Source organism: Ammoniphilus soli (genome assembly GCF_040813775.1).
Genome location: NZ_JBEGDL010000012.1, coordinates 126,627 through 148,655, shown reverse-complemented (window position 1 = coordinate 148,655; position 22,029 = coordinate 126,627). Strand labels below are relative to the sequence as shown.

Annotated in this window: 20 protein-coding genes; 18 read left to right on the top strand and 2 right to left on the bottom strand. The window is 47.5% G+C overall.

Annotation, left to right across the window (positions count from 1 at the left end):
• Window positions 1-64: 64 nt before the first annotated feature.
• From ABLT31_RS21860 to ABLT31_RS21785, 16 genes are all read left to right on the top strand, one after another.
• The gene (locus tag ABLT31_RS21860; RefSeq protein ID WP_367755665.1) at window positions 65-1,327 is read left to right on the top strand and encodes a nickel pincer cofactor-dependent isomerase, group 22; all 1,263 of its coding nucleotides are present in this window, start codon (window positions 65-67) and stop codon (window positions 1,325-1,327) included.
• 29 nt (window positions 1,328-1,356) lie between these two features.
• Window positions 1,357-2,772, top strand: coding sequence for an aldehyde dehydrogenase family protein (locus tag ABLT31_RS21855; RefSeq protein ID WP_367755663.1), 1,416 nt, complete (start codon window positions 1,357-1,359; stop codon window positions 2,770-2,772).
• A gap of 18 nt (window positions 2,773-2,790) precedes the next feature.
• Window positions 2,791-3,993 carry a hydroxyacid-oxoacid transhydrogenase gene (locus ABLT31_RS21850; RefSeq protein ID WP_367755661.1) on the top strand — a complete coding sequence of 401 codons (1,203 nt, stop codon included), beginning with the start codon at window positions 2,791-2,793 and terminating at the stop codon, window positions 3,991-3,993.
• 28 nt (window positions 3,994-4,021) lie between these two features.
• On the top strand, window positions 4,022-5,020 hold the full coding sequence (pdxA, locus tag ABLT31_RS21845; RefSeq protein ID WP_367755659.1) for a 4-hydroxythreonine-4-phosphate dehydrogenase PdxA: 999 nt from the start codon (window positions 4,022-4,024) through the stop codon (window positions 5,018-5,020).
• A gap of 60 nt (window positions 5,021-5,080) precedes the next feature.
• A complete protein-coding gene (locus ABLT31_RS21840; protein WP_367755657.1) occupies window positions 5,081-6,091 on the top strand; it encodes a 2-hydroxyacid dehydrogenase in 1,011 nt (336 codons plus the stop codon).
• 80 nt (window positions 6,092-6,171) lie between these two features.
• Window positions 6,172-6,969, top strand: coding sequence for an ATP-dependent sacrificial sulfur transferase LarE (gene larE, locus ABLT31_RS21835; RefSeq protein ID WP_367755655.1), 798 nt, complete (start codon window positions 6,172-6,174; stop codon window positions 6,967-6,969).
• A gap of 101 nt (window positions 6,970-7,070) precedes the next feature.
• Window positions 7,071-7,670, top strand: a complete 600-nt coding sequence (locus ABLT31_RS21830) for a YitT family protein (RefSeq protein ID WP_367755653.1) — start codon at window positions 7,071-7,073, stop codon at window positions 7,668-7,670.
• Between the two features lie 114 nt (window positions 7,671-7,784).
• Window positions 7,785-9,299 (top strand): acyl-CoA synthetase, encoded by a 1,515-nt coding sequence (locus ABLT31_RS21825; protein WP_367755651.1) that lies wholly within the window; start codon window positions 7,785-7,787, stop codon window positions 9,297-9,299.
• Between the two features lie 54 nt (window positions 9,300-9,353).
• Complete coding sequence (locus ABLT31_RS21820; RefSeq protein ID WP_367755649.1) at window positions 9,354-10,616, top strand: substrate-binding domain-containing protein; 1,263 nt, start codon at window positions 9,354-9,356, stop codon at window positions 10,614-10,616.
• Window positions 10,617-10,759: 143 nt separating this feature from the next.
• Window positions 10,760-13,996: a BTAD domain-containing putative transcriptional regulator gene (locus tag ABLT31_RS21815; RefSeq protein WP_367755647.1), complete on the top strand. Its 3,237-nt coding sequence runs from the start codon at window positions 10,760-10,762 to the stop codon at window positions 13,994-13,996.
• 266 nt (window positions 13,997-14,262) lie between these two features.
• On the top strand, window positions 14,263-15,030 hold the full coding sequence (locus ABLT31_RS21810) for an ABC transporter ATP-binding protein (protein WP_367755645.1): 768 nt from the start codon (window positions 14,263-14,265) through the stop codon (window positions 15,028-15,030).
• A complete protein-coding gene (locus ABLT31_RS21805; protein WP_367755642.1) occupies window positions 15,014-15,721 on the top strand; it encodes an ABC transporter ATP-binding protein in 708 nt (235 codons plus the stop codon). Before ABLT31_RS21810 ends, ABLT31_RS21805 begins: the two co-directional genes overlap by 17 nt.
• Before the next feature lie 21 nt (window positions 15,722-15,742).
• Entirely contained in the window at window positions 15,743-16,603 is an 861-nt protein-coding gene (locus tag ABLT31_RS21800) for a branched-chain amino acid ABC transporter permease (protein WP_367755640.1), read from the top strand.
• A 7-nt stretch (window positions 16,604-16,610) separates the two neighbouring features.
• Window positions 16,611-17,612, top strand: coding sequence for a branched-chain amino acid ABC transporter permease (locus ABLT31_RS21795; RefSeq protein WP_367755638.1), 1,002 nt, complete (start codon window positions 16,611-16,613; stop codon window positions 17,610-17,612).
• The gene (locus tag ABLT31_RS21790) at window positions 17,613-17,792 is read left to right on the top strand and encodes a hypothetical protein (RefSeq protein ID WP_367755636.1); all 180 of its coding nucleotides are present in this window, start codon (window positions 17,613-17,615) and stop codon (window positions 17,790-17,792) included.
• Window positions 17,789-18,550, top strand: a complete 762-nt coding sequence (locus ABLT31_RS21785) for an alpha/beta fold hydrolase (RefSeq protein ID WP_367755634.1) — start codon at window positions 17,789-17,791, stop codon at window positions 18,548-18,550. Before ABLT31_RS21790 ends, ABLT31_RS21785 begins: the two co-directional genes overlap by 4 nt.
• A gap of 155 nt (window positions 18,551-18,705) precedes the next feature.
• Here ABLT31_RS21785 and ABLT31_RS21780 read toward each other — a convergent pair whose 3' ends face one another.
• Together ABLT31_RS21780 and ABLT31_RS21775 are read right to left on the bottom strand one after the other, a co-directional pair.
• Window positions 18,706-18,873, bottom strand: coding sequence for a hypothetical protein (locus ABLT31_RS21780; RefSeq protein WP_367755632.1), 168 nt, complete (start codon window positions 18,871-18,873; stop codon window positions 18,706-18,708).
• Between the two features lie 76 nt (window positions 18,874-18,949).
• Window positions 18,950-19,213: a phage holin family protein gene (locus ABLT31_RS21775; protein ID WP_367755630.1), complete on the bottom strand. Its 264-nt coding sequence runs from the start codon at window positions 19,211-19,213 to the stop codon at window positions 18,950-18,952.
• Between the two features lie 140 nt (window positions 19,214-19,353).
• Here ABLT31_RS21775 and ABLT31_RS21770 point away from each other — a divergent pair, with 140 nt between their 5' ends.
• Both ABLT31_RS21770 and ABLT31_RS21765 read left to right on the top strand, forming a co-directional pair.
• A complete protein-coding gene (locus tag ABLT31_RS21770) occupies window positions 19,354-19,653 on the top strand; it encodes an IDEAL domain-containing protein (RefSeq protein ID WP_367755628.1) in 300 nt (99 codons plus the stop codon).
• 371 nt (window positions 19,654-20,024) lie between these two features.
• Entirely contained in the window at window positions 20,025-21,977 is a 1,953-nt protein-coding gene (locus ABLT31_RS21765; protein ID WP_367755626.1) for a methyl-accepting chemotaxis protein, read from the top strand.
• Window positions 21,978-22,029 lie beyond the last annotated feature (52 nt).

Below are 22,029 nucleotides of genomic sequence, written 5' to 3'. Positions count from 1 at the left end.
AGGTGTTAGCTTTACAAAATCATCAAAACCATAAGCCATAGATCATTTGAAGGAGGAAAAAACATTGAATTTCCCTCGCATGGTAAAAGTAAAACAACGTTTCCATGGTCCGGTTGTTGAAGATATTGATGCTGCGGTAGCGAAGCAGTTTACAGACATTGGGATGCGTGACAAAGTGAAGCCCGGCATGCGAATTGCCATAACAGCCGGAAGTCGTGGAATTGCTAATATTGCCGAGATCGTGCGAGCGACGGTCAACGAGTTTAAGAAGCTTGAGGCCTCTCCGTTTATTGTCCCGACTATGGGAAGCCACGGTGGTGCAACGGCTGAAGGTCAAGTGGAGGTACTGGAGAGTTTGGGAATTACCGAGTCGTTTTGCGGAGCCCCGATTGTTTCTTCGATGGAAGTCGTACAAGTCGGTGAAACCAAAGATGGCATGCCCGTTCACATCGATCGCAACGCTTGGGAGGCGGATGGGATTCTTTTAGTGGGCAGGATCAAGGTACATACCGATTTTAAATCCCCTATCGGAATCGAAAGCGGACTGATGAAAATGGCGGCCATCGGTCTGGGAAAGCATAAGCAGGCTCTTCTTATTCATAGCTATGGTGTGCATGGCATCCGGGATATCATGCCGAAGGTCGCTGAGGTGATGTTCGAAAAGGCGAACATCCTATGTGGAATAGGGATCATTGAAAATGCTTATGAGCAAACGGCAAAAATTGAAGCTGTACCCACCGATGAAATCAGAGTCAGGGAGCGGAAGTTATTGGAAGAATCAGCAGCCCTAATGCCCAAATTGCCTGTTGAAGATATCGATTTGCTCATAGTAGATGAAATCGGAAAGAATTACAGCGGTACGGGAATGGATACGAATATTATTGGGCGAATCAGGATACTTGGCGTCGAGGAACCTAAATCCCCGCGCATAAAATATATATTGGCAAGGGACATAAGCGAGGAATCCCATGGCAACGCATTGGGAATCGGATTAGCTGATTTAACGACAAAAAGATTTTTCGATAAAGTGGACTTCAAAAAAATGAATGAAAATGTGGTGACAAGCACATTCCTTTCCCGTGCGGCTATTCCGATGGTCCTGGATAGTGACAGGGAAGCTATTTCGGCAGCGCTGCGGTCGAACTGGGGCGTATCACCGGAGCAGGCAAGAATCGTTTGGATTCCCAATACCCTTCATTTGGAATATCTCTATGTTTCCGAGCCCATCTTAGCTGAGATTCAAGGGCTCGATTCGGTTGAAATCGTGGGAGAATTAGAGCCGATGAATTTTGGCGAGGATGGCTATTTACCCAGCTTGGGTCATTGATCAATTGGTAATCAAGGGGGAGCGGCAAAATGATGTATGGGCACTATATAAACGGTGAATGGATGGAGAGTCCGGAAGCCTTATCGGTGAAAAATAAGTATACAGGTGAAGAGTTTGCAAAAATCGGAAAGGCTTCTCGAGAGGTCGTAACAGAAGCCGTAACGAATGCATTTGAAACCTTCCACTCGATGAAATTAACTCCTTGGCAGCGTTATGAGATCTTAATGCGTGCAGCAGAAATCTTTAAGGAGCGCAAGGAAGAACTAGCCATGATTCTTGTGCGGGAAGTGGGAAAAGTGCTGAAGGATGCCCGCGGAGAAATTGACCGAGGCATACAGACATTTATCGCTTCGGCAGAAGAGGCAAAACGCATTGCCGGCGAAGGAATTCCGCTCGGACAACCTGGGGCAGAGAATAAGATGGCTTTTTCCATTCGTGTCCCGGTAGGTGTCATCGGTGCTATTACACCTTTTAACTTTCCGTTTAATTTAACGGCACATAAAGTGGCCCCTGCTATTGCTGCGGGGAATACGGTCGTTCTGAAGCCTGCAGAGCTGACTCCGATCATTGCCTGCAAGATGGCAGACATCCTTACGGAAGCTGGTTTGCCGGCAGGGTTTTTGAACATCGTGAATGGTCTCGGTCAAGAGACCGGTCAATATCTGCTGGAAGATGATCGGATCGCCATGTTTACATTTACCGGAAGCCCGGGAGTGGGGCGCCATATCAAGAGTGTGACCGGCATTCGCCGAGTAACTTTGGAATTGGGGAATAATTCTCCGAACATTGTTCACAAGGATGCTCCGGATATTGAAAAAGCTGCGGAGCTTTGCGTTACGCGCGGGTATGTCAATGCTGGACAGGCTTGTATTTCTGTTCAACGGGTTTATGTCCATTGCGATATCCTGGATCGTTTTATGGATAAAGCTGTTGATGTGGCCCAGTCGTTAAACGTGGGGAATCCGGAAGATCCGGCAACTGACGTTGGACCTATGATATCGGAAAAAGAAGCCGCACGCGCTGAACAATGGATTCAAGAAGCTGTTGAAGCGGGGGCAAGAGTCGTGGTCGGCGGCAAGAGATCAGGCGCAGTGCTGGATCCAACCATCCTTACTGATGTCACGCCGGAAATGAAAGTGGTTTGCCAGGAAGTCTTTGCTCCGGTGATTAGCATCATTCCTTTCGATGATATTGATGATGCTTTCCGTCAAGCGAATGACAGCCGTTTCGGTTTACAGGTCGGATTGTTTACATCCGATATTACGCTTGCTATGCGGGCTGCCCACAGCTTGGAGTTCGGAGGCGTCATCATTAACGATGTTTCTACTTGGCGTGCCGATGTTATGCCATATGGCGGCATAAAAGACAGCGGGATTGGAAAAGAAGGACCCCATCATGCCGTACAAGAAATGACAGATGAAAAGATAGTTGTAATTAGCCTGTAACAGGGAGGGAGAAATTGGATGAGAAACACATGGGAGTTCTATTCTACGGAACGGATTGTATTTGGTAATGGGTCTGTTCAACAATTGGATACTATATTGCAAAGATTGAAAGCGAAGAATGTGCTGTTAGTCACTGATCCGGGCATCAAGCATGCCGGTATTGCTGACCGGGTGTTATCCTTGCTTAAGGAAGCGGATTATAATGTAGTGGTCTATGATCAAGTCGTTCCGGAGCCTCCGGTTCAATCGGCTTTTGATTGCTATGAATTCGCTAAATCCCAAATGGATACGGATGCTATTATTGGCCTAGGCGGCGGAAGCAGCATCGATATGGCAAAAATCGTAGCTTTGCTTGTAGCGCATGGAGGGCATCCGCTCGATTATGCCGGCGAAAATCAAGTTCCAGGACCGATTGCTCCCCTCATCGCCATTCCGACGACGGCTGGAACCGGGTCGGAAGTCACTTCGGTAGCCGTTTTGACGGATGTGGAGAATAACTTGAAGGTAGGGGTTTCTGACAATTATTTGCGCCCTGCGGTAGCTCTTCTTGATCCAGAGTTGACGATCGGTCTTCCGGCTTATGTAACAGCTTGTTCCGGAATCGATGCATTATCCCATGCTGTAGAAGCTTATACGGCGAAACCCTATTCCTATATTCAAGCGGAAGGGCCGATTCTGTTCCAGGGATCCATTCCTATCAGTGACGCATTGGCTTTGCAGGCCATTGAACTGATTGCCAGCAATCTTACCTTGGCTGTACAGCAAGGAACGAATATAGAGGCACGTTCAAATATGCTTTTGGGAAGTCTATTGGCAGGGATGGCCTTCTCCAATGCGGGAACCGCATCTGCCCATGCTTTAGCTTACCCCATCGGCGGTTTAGTCAAATCCCCGCATGGAGAAGTGACGGGATTGCTGCTTCCTTATGTAATGGAATTCAATGTTGATGTCGAGACAGAGAAGATGGTGAAGATTGCTCAAGCATTCGGGGTGAATACGCAAGGGCTTTCCAAAAAGGAAGCAGGTCTTGCAGCTGTACAGGCTGTCCTGAACCTGCTTGAAGAAATCGGATTGCCATCTAAGTTGTCGCAGATTGGAATAGAAGCTAAGGATATTCCTGAAATTGCGGAAAAGGCTTTGCAGATCAATCGCTTAGTTAGAAACAATCCGCGCGTTCCCACTCAAAAAGGCTATGAGGAACTGCTGCGAAAAGCTTTTTAATTTAATATAAGAAAAGGGTGAACATGATATGGGTAAGCCAATCATTGGAATTACTATGGGTGATGGAGCAGGAGTAGGTCCGGAAATTATCATGAAGTCTTTAAAGGACGCTTCCGTTTATGACAATTGTGCCCCATTTGTTATTGGTGACGCTAAAATATTGGAGCGTGCCAATCAGGTTGTGGACGCAGGTTTAAAATTGCGTGTGATTGAGTCACCGGAGGAAGCCCGATTTGAATTTGGGACGGTAGATTGTATAGATTTAAATTTGCTTCCAGCAGATCTTCCGTTCGGACAGGTATCCGCCGAAGCGGGAAACGCTGCATTTCGCTATTTGGAGAAAGCCATTGAATTAGCGAACGAAGGAAAGATTGACGTCATTTGTACCGCTCCTTTGAATAAAGAAGCCCTGCATAAGGGGGGGCATATCTATCCGGGGCATACGGAGATTCTCGCTGAGTTGACGAATACGAAGGATTTCTCGATGATGCTGTCTGCTCCGAAGCTGAAGGTGATCCACGTAACGACCCATGTCGGAATTCTGGATGCGGTGAAAATGATTAACCCGCAACGCGTTTACAACGTGATTAAGCTTGCCCATGATACGCTGAAAAAAGCCGGATATGAACAGCCAAGAATTGCGGTTTGCGGCATCAATCCGCATGCGGGAGAGAATGGATTGTTCGGTTATGGGGAAGAAGAGGAAAAAGTCATTCCCGGTGTAGAGCGAGCACAGCAAGAAGGAATGCAAGTATTCGGTCCGCTTCCGGCCGACACCTTGTTTTTCCGTACGGTGCGAGGTGATTTCGATGTTGTTGTGGCCATGTATCATGATCAGGGCCATGGGCCGGTGAAGGTGCTGGGATTGGAAGCAGGGGTTAACATAACGGTTGGCTTACCTATTATTAGAACGAGTGTTGACCATGGAACGGCTTTTGATATTGCCGGTAAAGGAATTGCTGACGAATTAAGCTTAAAGGAAGCAATCCGCCAAGGCATCGAGCTAGCTCCAAAGAGAGAGGCATAAGAGGGAAGGGAACAGATCAAGAACTGTTCCCTTTTTCTTGAGATTAGGGGAGGGAGTAAAATGAATCTGCCAAAAGTAGTAATTACCAGAAAAATTCCTCAACAGGCTTTGGAATTGTTGGAGCAGCATGCGAGACTATTCGTTTGGGATCGTGAGGAAGATGCCATTCCGCAGCATGTATTGCTTGAAGAAGTAAGGGATGCTGCAGCGATTTATACCAATGTTGCTGATAAAATTGACCGAGAAGTCATGGAGTCGGCACCAAATTTGAAAGTCATCAGCACCATGGCCGTTGGGTTTGATAACATTGATGTCCAGGCAGCTACAGAAAGAGGCATAGCTGTCGGTCATACTCCCGGCGTGTTATCTGAAACGACGGCAGATCTTACATTTGCCTTATTGATGGCTACGGCCAGACGGGTCGTAGAGGGACATGACTATGTGAAATCGGGAAAGTGGACGAGTTGGTCTCCCATGCTGTTAACCGGCCAAGATATTTATGGTGCAACGATCGGGATCATCGGAATGGGAAGGATCGGTGAAGCAGTAGCCCAGAGAGCAACTGGTTTTAAGATGAATATTCTTTATCACAACCGCAACAGGCGCCCTGAAGTCGAGGAACAGCTGGGGGCGAGCTATTGCGAACTCGATGATCTTCTTCGACAATCTGATTATGTCGTGCTGCTTGCTCCTGGAGGATCCGGCACTCATCGATTGATGGGAGCCAGGGAATTTGGCTTAATGAAATCAAATGCCATCTTTATCAATTCTTCAAGAGGGACGAATGTGGATGAAGCAGCGCTTTATAATGCTCTTAAGAATGGGACGATTTGGGCTGCTGGGCTGGATGTGTTCGATGTTGAACCGATTCAGGCCAATCACCCTCTTCTTAGTCTGCCGAATGTGACGGCGCTGCCTCATATCGGCAGTGCAAGTATCGCGACAAGAACGAGGATGGCTATTATGGCTTCGGAAAATATTATTGCGGGAATTCTAGGTAAGGAGCTTCAGCATATAGTAAATCCATCAGTATATGAAAATCGCCGCAATGCGGAGTCAGTGACAGATTAAAGAATTATTGCAGCAGTTGCAGAGGGTCAGCATAATTCTGATGCAGCTTATGATGTCATGGAAAGGGAGCTTTACGAGAAATGCTACAAGAAAAGGTTGAGAAATTAAAGCGGATCCTTCAAGAAATGGAGAGCGTGGTCGTTGCATTTTCAGGAGGAGTAGACAGCACTTTCCTTCTCAAAGTGGCCCTGGATAGCTTGGGGCCTGAGAATGTTCTGGCAGTTACGGCCGATTCCGAGACATACCCTTCGAGTGAGTTAATGGAGGCGCGGAAAATGGCTGATGAACTAGGTGTTCGTCATCAAGTGATTGAGACGTCAGAACTGGATATTCCCGGGTATGCGGAAAATACCCAAAATCGATGTTATTTTTGCAAGAAAAGTTTGTTTGAGCATTTGATCCCCATTATGCAATCCCAGGGATACAAGAATATTGTATTTGGTTTAATTGCGGACGATTTAAGCGAACATAGACCGGGGACCAAGGCTGCGAAGGAGATGGGGGTTCGAGGTCCGTTGCAGGAAGCGGATTTATATAAAGAGGAGATACGAGCTTTATCTAAAGATCTAGGCTTGCTGACATGGGATAAGCCCTCTTTTGCCTGCCTTTCTTCACGGATCGCGTATGGGGAAAAAATTACGCTGGAGAAACTATCAAAAATTGATAAGTCCGAACACTATTTGCAAAGTCTAGGGCTTCGTCAAGTTCGGGTTCGCACACATGGAGAGACGGCAAGAATCGAGGTAGAGCCGAAGGATATGCCAACGCTGCTGAAGAAACACAAGGAAATTGTAAAAATCATTCAAGGTTATGGCTATACGTATGTGACCATGGATCTTCTTGGATATCGGAGCGGAAGCATGAACAAGACTTTATAGGCGCTCATCCATGATTGGCGTTTTTGGGCTATCGGTTACGCGATAGCCTCTTTTTGCTTTTGGTATCGGTACTGAATATTACTAGAGTAAGGTGGTGTTTTATGCGTTATGTGATTTTATTTATAGCTATCTTATTTTTTGGTGTAGGAAATCTGCTGTTTGCTGTTCCCAACCAAATTATGAACGGCGGGATGACAGGATTAAGTTTAATGTCTTACTATATTTTTAAGATGAATATCGGGTTGAGTCTCTTTCTGTTTAATCTGCCGCTTTTTCTCTTCGCCTTTTTTAGATACCGGGATCTCTTTTATAAATCCATTATTAGTATGACCTGCCTTTCTATCATCGTTGGGATCCTGCAAAATGATCTTATTTCTTATGGTATTAAAAATATATGGATCGGAAGTATCGTTGGCGGGTTTTGGATGGGGTTATCTTTAGGCATCCTTGTAAAAATGAATGCCAGCTTAGGCGGCGGATCGCTACTGGGCAGAATGCTTCATTTGCGCTATGGCTTCTCGCTCAGCAAAACCATCTTTTTTATTGATTGTACCGTGTATCCTCTGAGTTTGTTTGTTATCGGGGGCAGAGAAACCTTATTTTCTATGGTTTTAACCGCATCCAGTTCATTGGGCATTTATGTCGTCAGTGTGGTTTATGAAAAAATGGCAAGCAAGGAACGGAATTCGTTGGCGGCTTAAGATTATCGGACCGCCCCCACCAATGCGCCTCCCCGCCTCACCTGCCTACCGGCTGGATCTCCCCATTATCTTGTAACTCAATTGAAACTTCACTCCTTTACACTAGTCATACAGATGAACTTACAGAAGTGGGGCGAGAAAATCATGATATGGGAGACGGATTGGCTAGCTAGCCGAGCGAGGCTGACCCCCAATCGGGAAGCAGTTGTAGAGTTGGAGTCAGGCGGCCGCTGGACGTATCAGCAGTTGGATGGGGAAGTGTCCAAGGCTGTCGGATTTTTGCAGGAACGGGGAGTAGGCAAGGGTGATCGCGTGGCCCTGATTTCCCCCAATGCCGTTTGTTGCCTGGAATTGCTGTTTGCTTGCGGGAGAATCGGAGCGATTTTTGTTCCGCTGAATTACCGTTTAGGTGTTTCTGAGCTGGAATATATACTGGACGACTGCCAGCCGAAGCTGTTATTTTATCATCCGTCGATGCAAGGTATTCTTCAACCTGGAATTCCTTCCCATAGTACGGAGGAGTATCTAGAAATTCGACAAGTGACAGGCACTTTTCGACAAGTGCCTGTCACCCAGGAGGATCCGTTCCTCATTATCTACACAGGAGGGACGACGGGGAGGCCGAAGGGAGTCGTTCTCTCCCATAAAAATGTGTTTTGGAATTCCATCAATACGATTGTCAGCTGGGGGATTTCGGATAGAGAAACGACGGTGACCTATATGCCGATGTTTCACACCGGCGGGCTTAATGCGCTTTCCCTGCCCATTCTTCATATGGGAGGAAAGGTGATTCTCGGCCACAATTTTGATCCGGTCCAAGCGATCCGCACGCTGGATCTGGAACGGTGCACGATCGTTCTCTTGGTGCCAACTATGTATCATATGATGATCGCGGATCCGGCTTTTGAGGAGGCTTCCTTCGAAAGTGTCCACACTTTCTTGTCTGGCGGAGCGCCTTGCCCGCATTCGATTTACGAAGCGTTTGAAAAGCGCGGCCTTTCCTTTAAGGAAGGCTATGGGCTGACGGAAGCGGGACCAAACAATTTTTATATCCATCCTTCGGATGCGTTGAAAAAGCGAGGGTCTGTTGGGAAACCCATGTTTCATTCCATGGTGAAGATCGTGAATGACGAAGGCCAGGAAGCGGCACCGCATGAAGTAGGTGAGCTTTATATCCAAGGTCATCACGTGTTCGAGTACTACTACAATAAACCGGAAGAAACGCGGGAGGCCAAGCAGGATGGATGGCTGCGGACCGGGGACTTAGTCAAGCGGGACGGGGAGGGCTACCATTATATCGTGGGGCGAAAAAAGGATATGATCATCACCGGCGGGGAAAATGTCTATCCCCAGGAGGTAGAGCACCTTTTGGATCAACACCCTTCGGTGGATGAAGCGGTTGTCGTGGGGATCCCTGATGCGAAATGGGGAGAGGTGGTTTCTGCTGCGATCGTATTAAAGCCAAACCGAACGCTCACTAAACAAGACGTGATGGATTATGTGGCCTGCCATTTAGGCAAATATAAAGTTCCAAAAAACATCTTCTTTGTTGAAGAACTAGCCAAAACACCGATAGGGAAAATCGACCGCAAACAAATGGTGAACCAGCTTCAAGCGCTGTGTAACTAAGGTGTAACTTCCATTTTATATAAAATGAGTAAAGAAAAAAAAGGGGGCTAAGAAATGATCAGTCGCACCAAAGGTAGAAATCGCTTTCTCATGGGGGTTCTAGCCGCATCGATGATGCTTGTCACGGCATGTGGAGGGGGGAACCAGAGCACAACGGGAGGAACAGATAAACCAGCCGAACAGCCAGCCGCTTCACCAGCCCAAAATGAAAACAAAGCTCCCATTAAAATCGGCATCGTCACCTCGAAAACCGGGGTGCTGGAGGCGTATGGAAACCAAATGCTAAACGGGTTTGAGCTGGGAATTGATTATGCGACCGATGGCAAGAGGGAAATCGATGGCCGCAAGATCGAGATTGTGGTGGAAGACACGCAAACCAAACCGGACATCGCCGTGCAAAAAGCAACGAAATTGCTTGAAGAAGATAATGTCGACGTGCTCGTAGGAAGTGCGAGCTCAGGGGATACGTTAGCGGTTCTTCCGCTCGTGGAAGAGTTCAATAAAGTGATGGTCGTTGAACCGGCGGTAGCCGACAGCATTACAGGTTCTGAGTGGAATCGCCATATTTTCCGCACGGCGCGAAATTCTTCCCAAGATGCTGCGGCAGGAGCGGCTGCGATTGCCAAGCCTGGCGTGAAAATTGCCACGTTAGCGCCGGATTATGCGTTTGGCCGCGATGGTACGGCGGCATTTGTGAAGGAGGCCAAAGAGCTGGGAGCCGAAATCGTTTTGGAGGAGTATGCGGATCCCAACGCAACGGACTTCACAGCAAACGTCCAAAAGATTATTGAAGCCAAACCGGATTATGTGTTTGTCATTTGGGCTGGCGCGAATGCCCCTTGGAAAAACCTGATTGACATGAAGCTTCCGGAAAAAGGAATCAAGATTTCTACCGGTGCCCCAGATATTGCGGCTCTCAAAACGATGGGCAACCTGGAGGGAATGGAAGGGTTCAGCGTCTATTATAATGAGCTGCCGAACAACCCTATCAACACGTGGCTAGTTGAAGAGCATAAAAAGCGCTTTAACAGTGTACCCGACTTGTTCACAGCTGGAGGCATGTCCGCTGCCATTTCTATTGTAGAAGGCATTAAGAAAGCCGGCTCTACCGATGCCGATCAGTTGATCGCGGCGATGGAAGGCATGGAATTTGATACGCCGAAGGGCAAGATGAAGTTCCGTGCGGAAGATCATCAGGCGCTGCAGACGCTTTATGCGATCAAGCTAGAAAAGAAAGAGGGCTATGACCACTTGGTGCCTACCCTGCTGCGTGAGCTTTCTCCTGAAGAAACGGAACCGCCAGTTTTAAATAAATAGCAAACCCTTACGAGGATGTCTCGATTTCGCCGAGGCATCCTTACTTTTTACTGGATTCTACTAGAAAAATCTGGGGAAAGATCTTATGATAGAGTTACTACCTATTTTTGGAATAATAATGTTCATTTACCCTGGAGGTTCCTATGAATTGGAGAAGCCCCGTATTAAAGTCGAAGTTGACGCTGCCTCTAGTGAAATCGAATATTTTAAGGAGGGTGGATCTGGAGAAAAAGCTTCGCACCATCCCGGACTATTCCCTCACGCTTCTTTACTCCGGCCCGGGCTATGGAAAAAGCACCGCACTCAGTCTTTTTGCGCGGGAATCGAAGCTGCCCGTTTGCTGGTATAGTGTTTCGGAACATGATGATGACATGTTTCCTTTTTTAATTCATTTGATCCATTCGATCCGGATGCAGTTTCCCTCCTTCGGGGAAGAGCTTCTCCGGAATCTGAATCAGGGGGATTGGTATTTTAACCATGAGGAGATGAATTACTTCTCTCGCCTGATTCTCAACGAGTGTTTTGCCATTTCAGAGGAACCCTTTGTGATCGTGATAGACGATTTTCATTACTTGAACCATTCCCATCTGGTAACAGAGTGGGTGAAGCTGTTTGTGCAAAACCTGCCGCCGCACGTCCATCTGGTCCTGTCTAGCCGGATTAAGCCGGATTGGGACTTTTTGTATTCTATGAAACTCAAAAATATGATCCTTGACATTAATCAAAAGGACTTGTCCTTTCAGCTGGATGAAATTGAAGTGCTGTTCCAGGATCAATTTGAAGTGGATATTCCCATGCCGGAGCTGCAGCTGCTGTTTCAAAAAACGGAAGGCTGGGCGATTTCTCTGAATATGATCTGGCAGGAACTTCGGGAGGGGGCGGACTTGTCTGCTCTCTTGCAGAGCCAGGGGAAAATGGAAGACCTCTTTCATTTCATGGCGTTGGAGGTATTATCCAAGCAATCCCCGGAGATGCAAAGCTTTTTGATTCGGACTTCGATTTTGACGGAGCTCAATGAAGAGATTGCTCAGTTTCTCCTGAATATCCCAAATCCCGGAGAGATGCTTCAGGAGCTTGTCCAGCGAAATACCTTCATTAGTTACTTGGGGTCGGGAGAATACCGGTACCACGCGCTGTTCCGGGAATTCCTGCAGCAGCAGCTATATAAGAAAAATGAGCAATATGAATGGCTCCATCGAAAAGCGGCCCATTTTTACAAGTTGAAAGGGATGTACAACCAAGCCATCTATCACTACCGCATGATTCGCGCTTATCCGGAGATGGGGGAAGCCCTGAGTGATTTCGGGGAGACGAAGGTGTTGAATGGAGAGTTTGAGAGCTTGGCTGAGCTGCTCAAGGTGATCCCGGAAGAGGTGATGGACCAGCATTATTCCTTATGGTTTTACAAAGGGGAAATGAACCGCTACCGCTGCAATTATCAGGAAGCTATCCAAAACTACCAGCGTTCCTGCCAGGCTGCCCTGCAAGGAGGGGATGTGGCGGGACAGGTCCGGGGCTTGGAAGGCCAGGCGAAAGTGTATTTGGACACCATCCAGCCAGGCAAAGCAGACCATTTGCTGCGCGAGGCGATTCGGCTTTTAGGGGATTCAGAGTCGGAGCAAAAGCTCCGCGTCATTCATCTCATCGCGGAAAACCTGATTAACAAAGGGCAGCCAGTGGAAGCGGAGTATTGGTTTAAAGAAATTGAGAACATGCAGCAAGGCATGGAGGAAGGAGAGCTCCAAGCAAGGTTTTACTTGCGCACCGGACGCCTGCAAACTTGTAAACGCCTTCTTGAGCGCAAGCTGCAGCAGGAGGGTGTGCGTCCTTATCGCCTTTCCAACTCGCATCGGGAAACTTCCCTGCTGTTATCGATTGTATCCTCTTTTTTGGGACAGGGGGAGGAGGCGAAGCGGTATGCGGAAAAAGGCCTTTTGCAAGGGACGGAAGCGAAATCGCCTTTTGTGGAGGCGGTGGGCTGGATGAGGCTAGGTCACGCTTCTTTGATCCACTCGACTCCCTACGCATGGGAAACGATCCAGCAATGCTATGCCAATGCGCTGCAGCTCATGGAAGATGTGCAAATTTCTCGCGGGAAAGCCGAGCCGCTGATGGGATTATGCTTGCTTCATGGGTTGGAGGGGAATTTGGAGCTGGCGCTTCAATATGGGGAGGCGGCTTTGCGGGAAAGCGAGTCCGCCCAAGACCATTGGTTTTCTTCCCTTGTCTCGCTGTGTCTCGGGATCGCTTATACGTCATCCGGCCAATGGGAGAAAGGAAGGGAGCTTCTTCTCCAGACATCCCAGCGCTTCGTAGCGGTCGGGGATTCTTTTGGCTGCACGGTGACCTTTTTATGGCTCAGTTATGTGGATTTTTCAGCGAAGGAGTGGACCGGGTTTACGGTTCATATCCAAGAGTTTTTAGAAAGGATGCAACAAGGGGATTATCCCTTTCTGCTCCAACGAAGAACGCTGTTTAGCCCCAAGGATATTCAAAAGATTGCCCCCATGCTGCTTGAGGCCCAAAAGCGCAACGTGAAGCCGAGTTATGTGAACCACCTTCTGCAAAAGATGGGTCTAGAGAACATCTCCTCCCATCCCGGTTATACGCTGAGAATCGAAACGCTGGGCCAGTTTCGGGTATGGCTCGGTGACGTGGAAATCGATGATAAGGGCTGGCAGCGCGATAAGGCCAAACAACTGTTTCAGCTTCTGATCACCCGCCGAAAGCATTTGCTTCCGAAAGAGGAAATTTATCATCTTTTATGGGGCGAATCGGATGAAGAGGTGGCTGGAAGGGACTTTAAAGTTGCGCTGAATGCTTTAAACAAGGCGCTGGAACCGCAGCGCAAGGCCCGAACCAATCCTTTTTACGTGCAGCGGCACGGCTCTTCTTACGGATTTAACCTGGCCTCCGGATATAGGCTTGATGCAGAAGAGTTTGAGGCCTTCGTCCAAATGGGATTCGAGGATAAGAACCCGGTTGCCGCTAAGGACTATTTGCAAAAAGCGGTGAAGCTTTACAAAGGGGATTACTTGCCGGAATGCCGCTACGAGGATTGGTCGATTGAGGAGAAAGAACGATTGCGGGTGCTGTATTTGCGGGCGGCGGAACGGTTGGCTTTTCTTTTCCTTCATCAAGAGGAATACGATGCCGCCATTGAATGCTGCGAGAAGATTATCCAAACGGATTCCTGTTCGGAAGAGGCCTATCGGCTGATCATGTATGGCTATGCTATGAAAAACAATCGCACACTGGCTTTGAAGTATTATCAAAAGTGCGAGGATAAACTGAGAGAAGAGCTGGGCATTCGTCCTTCTTCCTTAACCCAGCAGCTGCACCAAAATATTTTGCACGCCGAACCGTTAACATTAGCCTGATGATCATCAGGCTTTTTTTGTTGTGGTCATGTCGAAAGCCATGAAGTGTGGGGAAGTCCATTTTTTATAGAACATTGTGGATGGACTGGGACGGCATGATATTAAATTTGTGTCATTCACTGAGATCTTTTCTCATCCACAACGTTGTTTAAAAAATAACCTTATACAGGATATAGCCCATTCGACAACTGTAACTTATATGTAACCTCAACTGGGTAAGATGACCATATCGAATCTGAAAAACCATCCGAAAAGCAGGTGAGCCAATGAGCGAAATCATCCTTGAAACCAAGGATTTAACCATTTCCTTTGGGGGGCATACGGCCGTTAATCAAGTATCCCTCCAGGTCCCGGCCAACCAGTTCAAGTCCATAATCGGACCGAATGGGGCGGGGAAGACGACGTTTTTTAATCTTCTCAGCGGGCAATTGAAGCCTACCATGGGGCAGGTGCTCTTTAAGGGACAGGATGTTACCAAGCGATCCCCGGCAGAAAGAGCCCGAATCGGGATCGGCCGATCGTTTCAAATCAGCAATGTATTTCCTCAACTGACCGTGATGGAAAATGTGCGGCTGGCTGTGCAAGCCCAGGCGGGCGTCCTGTATAATTTTTTCTCTCATTTTAAGAAATTTAAATCGTTTGAAGAGAAAGCCTATCATCTCCTGGAAACGGTTTTATTGGATAAGAAAGCCGACCATCTAGCTAAAAACCTGGCTCACGGGGAAAAACGAAAGCTAGAGATTGCCATGCTGCTCGCCCTGGAATCGGAGATCCTGCTATTTGATGAACCGACGGCAGGCATGTCCCTAGAAGAGGTGCCAGCCATTCTGGAAGTGATTCAACGAATTAAAGAAAAGAAGGACCGGACCATTATCCTGATCGAGCATAAGATGGACATGGTGCTGGGCCTTTCCGATACGCTGACGGTTCTTTTTAACGGAAAGCTTCTCGCTGATGGAACGCCCGAAGAAATCATGAACAATCAGCTGGTTCAAACGGCATACTTGGGAGGATTATATGACGACGCTTCTTAAGGTTAATCAAATTGAAACGTATATTGGACAATATCATATTTTGCAAGGGGTTTCGTTTGAGGTCCAGCAAGGGGGGGTAACCGTGCTCTTAGGAAGAAATGGGGCAGGAAAAACGACTACACTCCGCTCCATCATGGGCCTAAATCCTATCAGCAAAGGCAGCGTCACGTTCAAAGGGGAGGAAATCGGAGCTCTCCCCACCTACACGATTGCCAAGAAAGGAATTGGCTACGTCCCAGAGGATCAGTCGATCTTCGGGGATCTTACGGTAGAAGAAAATATGAAGGTCGCGATGCAAAAGGAAGACGAACCGACCCTAGCCAGCTTGGATTATATTCTGAACCTTTTTCCAGACCTGAAAACCTACTGGAAAAAGAAAGGCGGTCATCTGAGCGGCGGCCAGAAGCAGATGCTGGCCATCGCGAGAGCTTATGTCAATAATAATGAACTTCTCCTGATCGATGAACCGAGCAAGGGGCTCGCCCCGATCATGGTCGAGAAGGTAATGGACTCGATCAATCAGATTAAAGAAAAAACGACCGTGGTATTAGTGGAGCAAAACTTTATGATGGCCGGCGGAGTGGGAGATTCCTATTACATTATTGATGATGGGCATACCGTTCACTCGGGAACCATGAGAGATTTGAAGCAGGACGAACAGCTTAAGAAGCAATACCTGGGAATCGCTTAGAGAGAGGAGGTATATAGAGAGATGGACTTGATCTTGACACTTGGCGTCAATGGGTTGGCTACGGGGATGCTGATCTTTTTGCTGGCTGCAGGGCTTACCCTTATTTTTGGGCTCATGGATGTCCTGAACTTTGCCCACGGGGGGCTGTTTGCCTGGGGAGCCTATGCGGGAGCCTGGTTTTACTTGATTTCAGGGAACTTTATCGTGGGCATTCTCTGCGGAATTTTGGCAGGGGTGCTGCTTGGTTTTCTTATGGAACGTTTTATTATTCGTCCGGTTTACGGCAATCATATTCAGCAAATCTTGATTACCATGGGGGCGATGCTCGTTCTGAGCGAGCTGCTCAAAGTATTTTGGGGGCCGAATCAACATAGGACGCCGGTCCCTTCCTACTTGGATGGCAGCTGGCAAGTGGGTGACGTGATTATCATTAAATACCGCGTATTTATTATTCTCGTGGGGCTCCTGGTGCTCGTTGGACTAGAGTATGTGATGAATCGTACGAAGATCGGCTTGATCGTCCGGGCGGGTGTGATGAATAAGGAAATGGTTCAAGCGCTCGGCATTAACATTAAGAAAGTGTTTGCTCTTGTTTTCATGTTTGGAGCAGGGCTTGCTGCCTTAGGCGGCGTCCTGATGGGACCTTACTCGGGATCCATCAACCCATCCATTGGCATGCAAAACATGCTGCTCGCCTTTATTGTCGTCGTGATCGGGGGCATGGGGAGCATTAAGGGATCGGCTTTGGCTGGCGTGCTCGTGGGACTTTCGGGCGCGTTCATGGCTTACTATTTCCCGGAAGGAACCCTTGCCGTAAACGTTCTATTAATGGCGGTTGTTTTACTGATTAAGCCTTCCGGATTATTCGGGGTAAAGGGGTGAGAAGAAAATGAAAACTGAAGCTAAAGTCTTTTCATCTACGATCGATAAAAAGCCCCTATGGAACCGATCGCTCGCTTTTCAATTGGTGATCCTGGCTGCCATGCTGGTGTTTCCTTTGGTCTTTGACTCCAGAAGCACGATGATCATGGTGTCGCAGATGTTTATACTGGGTGTGTTTGCGATGTCGTATGATATATTGCTCGGATACACAGGGATCATTTCCTTTGGGCATGCTATGTTTTTTGGCTTAGGTTCCTATGCTACGGCCATTATGATGAAGCAATGGGACAATACGTTAGGAGTTCTCTTTCTTGCCGTGTTGGTCACCGTCGGTTTGGCCTTTGTGATTAGCTTGTTTATCGGATTTTTATCCCTTCGATTGAAAGCCACCTTCTATGCGATGATCACCTTGGCTTTTGCGGAATTGTTTTTCATCGTGGCAGAAAAGTGGAGAAGTCTCACCCAAGGCAATGACGGCTTTACTTTTTCCATTCCGAAGCTATTGAATGACCGGCTGACGTTCTACTATGTAGCCTGCATCTTTATGGTCGTGATGTATTTGTGCCTGCGGCGATTTATCGAGTCACCGGTGGGAAAAGTCCTCGTAGCCGTCCGTGAAAACGAACAGCGGACCGAATCGCTCGGTTACCAAGTGGTGCATTACAAGATTATCGCCAATATTGTAGCCGGCGTATCCGCCTCTTTAGCAGGAATCATGTATGCCCTATCCATCAAATTTGTGAATACTTCCGTTTTTGCCGTGGATAAAACGGTAGATGCCCTGCTCATGACCATCGTGGGGGGAGTAGGTACCCTTTTTGGACCGCTGCTTGGTTCTGTCATTATTCAATACGCTCATGAGTCGCTAACCGAGCTGGCGAAAGTCCATTGGATTTTTGAACGCTGGCTGATTCTGTTTGGGATCATTTATATTCTAATCGTCATGTTTTTTCCGAAAGGTATCGTGGGAACCATCCAGGAGAAGTGGGCGGCCAGAGGAGGGAAGTAGATGGGGTCACAGCTGATATCGTTTGTTCTTCGCTTTTATAAACCGGAAGATGAGCTTACGGGTCATTGGAGAATCAAGGTTACGCATGTGCAAGGGGATGAAGACATCCAAGCCAACACTTTGCAGGAAGCAATGGCCTATATCCATCATATCCTTTATGAAGAGGAGGTGGAAGCATGAATACAGTGACAGTAAATGGATTTAAGATGGCCTATGAGAAACATGGGGACGGCGAGTCCTCCCTTCTGCTGATTCACGGGAACCTGGCCAGCAAACGGTGGTGGAATCTCGTAAAAGAGCCGTTGGCAGAGTGTTTTACCGTGTTCATGGTAGATCTGAGAGGGTGCGGACAGTCGGAGAAGCCCCCAGCTGGCTACTCGATTTGGCAGTACGGGGATGATGTCCTGGCTTTTATCAAACGAATGGGTCTGGAGCGCCTTTCCGTTGTGGGTCATTCAATGGGTGGGGCGATCTCGATGGATATTGCTTCAAAGAATCCTGAACTTTTGGAAAAACTCATCCTGCTCAATCCTGCACCGGTGTTTGGTTTTCCGACTTCACAGGATAAATACCAAATGATCGAACAATATTCGAGCGATCGGGAACTGCTCCAAGCTGCATTAACGGCGGTCGTACCGATGGGGGCCCATACGCCTTTATTCCAGGAATTGGTCGATGATGCATGGAACAGTACCCATACTGCGATCCCAAATGCAAGGTCACTGGGGGAGATCGATTATACGAAGTGGGCAGAGACCTTTTCCAAGCCGGTTAAGCTTCTATATGGAGAACAGGATGTGTTAATTTCGTTAGATGATATGACGAGAACCATCGGGTATTTTCCGAATGGCCAGCTGGTGACCCATCCAGGGGTGGGGCATTCCCCGCAGGTGGAGGATCCGGAGTGGTTTGTAAGGGAAACGTTGGATTTTTTGTAAAGGTAGATAGGCATAAAAGAACCTTCCAATAGGGCAGCTGGAAGGTTTTTGCTTTTAGAAAAAAGTAACTCACTCTAAAAATTCACAATCAGCCTCAGAGATACAAGAATCATCGTTACGCCTAGGACGGAAAAAATAGTCCAGCATCTTCTGATTTACCCTTCATAGGTGACATTATCGTGATCTTCGTCCAGGTCATCAAATCGATCGTGATTTCGTTTATCTTGAGTACAGCTGGAACAGATGTAATTGCCATACCTGGAGATAAATATATGGATCGTATGTGCCCCGCAGAAATCACATCGATAGTAATAATGAATCATTTTACAAACTTCCTCACTATTTGTATATAGTACTATTTTAATAGAAAATGGACTTTTTTGCCATATCCTGCCTTCTTCATTTTTGCTCAATGGTTTGCTTGACTGCTTGGTGCGTCGTAATGGCCATTCCTGTAGCAATAATTCCATTCGCTACACCATTAACCGTAAATCCGATGCTAAGAATGCCTGCGATGATCCCTAAACCCAGCAAAATCCAAATGATGAGCCAGTTTGGTATAAAGGGTGTTTGTTTGAGGGCGTAGCCTATGACATTCAGTGCGGGTGCCACGAGCACAAGGGCAGGATCTAGCGTAATTCCTTCCAAGAATTGAGCCAGCATGAAATGATACACGCTCCTTCTTTGTTTTTTGTACAAAGATAATAAAGGCGAGTTCGTTTTAGAACCGGCAACCCCTGATCTGAATATATTAGTAGAAAGAAAAAGGTTCGGGGAGGGGGAACACAGCATGAGGGATCGCTATGGACCATTTTAAGAAAGTGAAATATATCTGTGAAATTTATAAGGATAAACGATTTTATTATCGGCAGGAGTATTTAGGCGGTTCTGCTCGCTGGGGTGAACCTAAACCCATTTCGGAGGAAACCTTCCTAAAAAGGCAAAAAGATGGATACCCCGTCGAATACCGGTATATTCACAAGTTGCCGCCTTACATTATAAGCCAGTTGGAGGATATTGATGCATTAATCGACTTGGCCTTGGATACCAGGGATGAGGAGTGGTTTTACGAATTGGTAAATAGAAGGAATTCCATCATGTAGTGGATAGAGGAGGCGTTTCGTCGCCTTTCTTTTTGTGCAGGGTGAAAAGTGAAAAGGAGCCCGGAGGCTCCTCATAGTAATTTCCCATATTACATATTATCCGTGAATTTATGCATCAAGGCAGCTTTTTGGTTCTTTTTCCTTGCTTCATATTCATTCTCCGCTAGTTTAACCAGGTCAGTGGAAAGGCCCGGTTTAGCCCTTCCTTTCTATGATTTTCTCCCCGTATTTTAACATAAAGGGCGATTTTTGGCATGACGATGGAGCTCTATGGGTGGATGATAAAGGGACAAAAATAATTCTTTGAATCTTGTCTTGGAGGATATAGAATAATAAATAGTTTTATTTACTAGTATCACATAGGGGGAACCATGAAAATTAAACATAAGCTTATCTATTCTTTTACTATCCTGCTTCTTTTACCTTGTTTGGCGATTGGAGGGCTGTCTTTTTTAAGTGCGAAAGCTAGCATAGAAAATGAATTAATAGGAAGTGCAAAGGGAAATATTAATATTCTCAATTCTATGATAGACAGCACGATTAACGCCAAGCTGGTAGACACGGATTATTTTTCTAAAGCGATTACAGCAAGCCTGTACGAGGGGGAAGAAAGTCCGCTTATCATTGAACGGCTGGATATGTATGCAGCGCAGCATCCCGAGGTTAAATCCACCTATGTCGGCACCCAAACCGGGTTAATGATTCAGGCTCCGGATCAGCAGCTTCCCGAGGGATACGATCCGAGAAAACGTCCTTGGTACCAGGAAGCCATGGCTCAAAAGGGACAACCTGTGATTACCGAGCCCTATGTGGATGCAGGATCCGGAGAGATTGTCGTGTCGATTGCCCAAATGACAGCTGACGGATCGGGGGTTGTGGGACTGGACCTGGATTTAAAAAGCCTGGCCGCCCTCGTTCAACAAGTAAAGATTGGACGTGCAGGTTATTCCATTCTATTAGATCAAACCGGGAAGGTTCTCGTCCATCCGACGGCCGAGATTGGTACGGAAGCCACCGAGTCCTGGCTAGCCACGGTTTTACAGCAGTCTTCGGGGGAACTGGATTATGAAATAGAAGGTCAGGCCAAGAGAATGGCTTTTATTACGAATGAGCGGACAGGGTGGAAACTGGCAGGCACGATGTACGCATCAGAAGTGGATGAGGCAGCTCAGTCTATCTTTGATAGGACGTTATTGGTGATCGCTGTAGCCATTTTAGTAGGAGCCATCTTGGTTTATGCCATTATCCGCTCGATTAATCGTCCGCTTGTTCGTCTGGTAGAGGCAGCCAATCAAGTGAGTCAAGGGGATTTAAGCCAACAGATTGCGATTAAAGGGAACGATGAGCTGGCACAGCTGGGCAAAAGCTTCAATGCCATGATCCATTCGCTTCAATCGGTCCTGAGCGGCGTTCAGCAAACCGTGGAAAAACTGGCCTCTTCATCGGAAGAGCTTTCTGCAAGCTCTGAGCAGACCACTCGCGCTTCCGAGAACATTACGTCGGCCATCCAGCAAGTGGCAGGCGGGGCAGAGCTCCAATCGAAGGGAGCGCAAGAAAGTGCTGTTTCTTTAGTGGAAATGTCCCATGGCATTCAGCGTATCGCGGAAAACGCATCCCTTGTATCCGAGGCAGTGAAACATACGAGCCGGCAGGCGGAGGAAGGCGGCGGTTATGTTCAGCAAACGGTAACGCAAATCCGCTCCATCCATGGATCCGTTCACGAATCGAGTCAAGCGGTGAATTTGCTGATCGAACGCTCCAATGAGATTAGCAATATAGCCGAAGCGATTACCGGCATTTCCAGCCAAACCAACTTGCTGGCCTTGAATGCAGCGATTGAAGCGGCCCGGGCTGGGGAGCATGGGCGAGGTTTTTCTGTGGTGGCCGACGAAGTCCGCAAGCTGGCCGAACAATCGGCAGAATCGGCGCAACAGATTGCAAACCTGATTGAGGAGATTCAGCGAGATACGAAACGTTCCTTCCAGGCCATGGATCAAGTGAAAAAAGAGGTGGAATCCGGTCTGAGCATTGTCAGCACGACCGAGCAAAGCTTCCAGCGCATTCTTGCTTCCATGAGTCAAATTTCCGGTAAGGTTCAGGAAGCAGCGGGAACCGCCGAGCAGATTTTCGCGGGGGCCCAGCAGATTACGGCCTCGGTGACGGCCATGTCCCAGGTGTCAGAGGAAACATCGGCCAGCTGCGAAGAGGTTTCGGCATCGGCCGAAGAGCAGTTGGCATCGATGGAGGAGATTTCAACCTCTGTAACTTCTTTGGCCGAGACGGCTGAGGAGTTAAGAGAGATGATAGGAAAATTTAAGATGTAAAAAGAGGATACTCCAATAAAGTTAGAGACTTTATTGGAGTATCCTTTTTGTT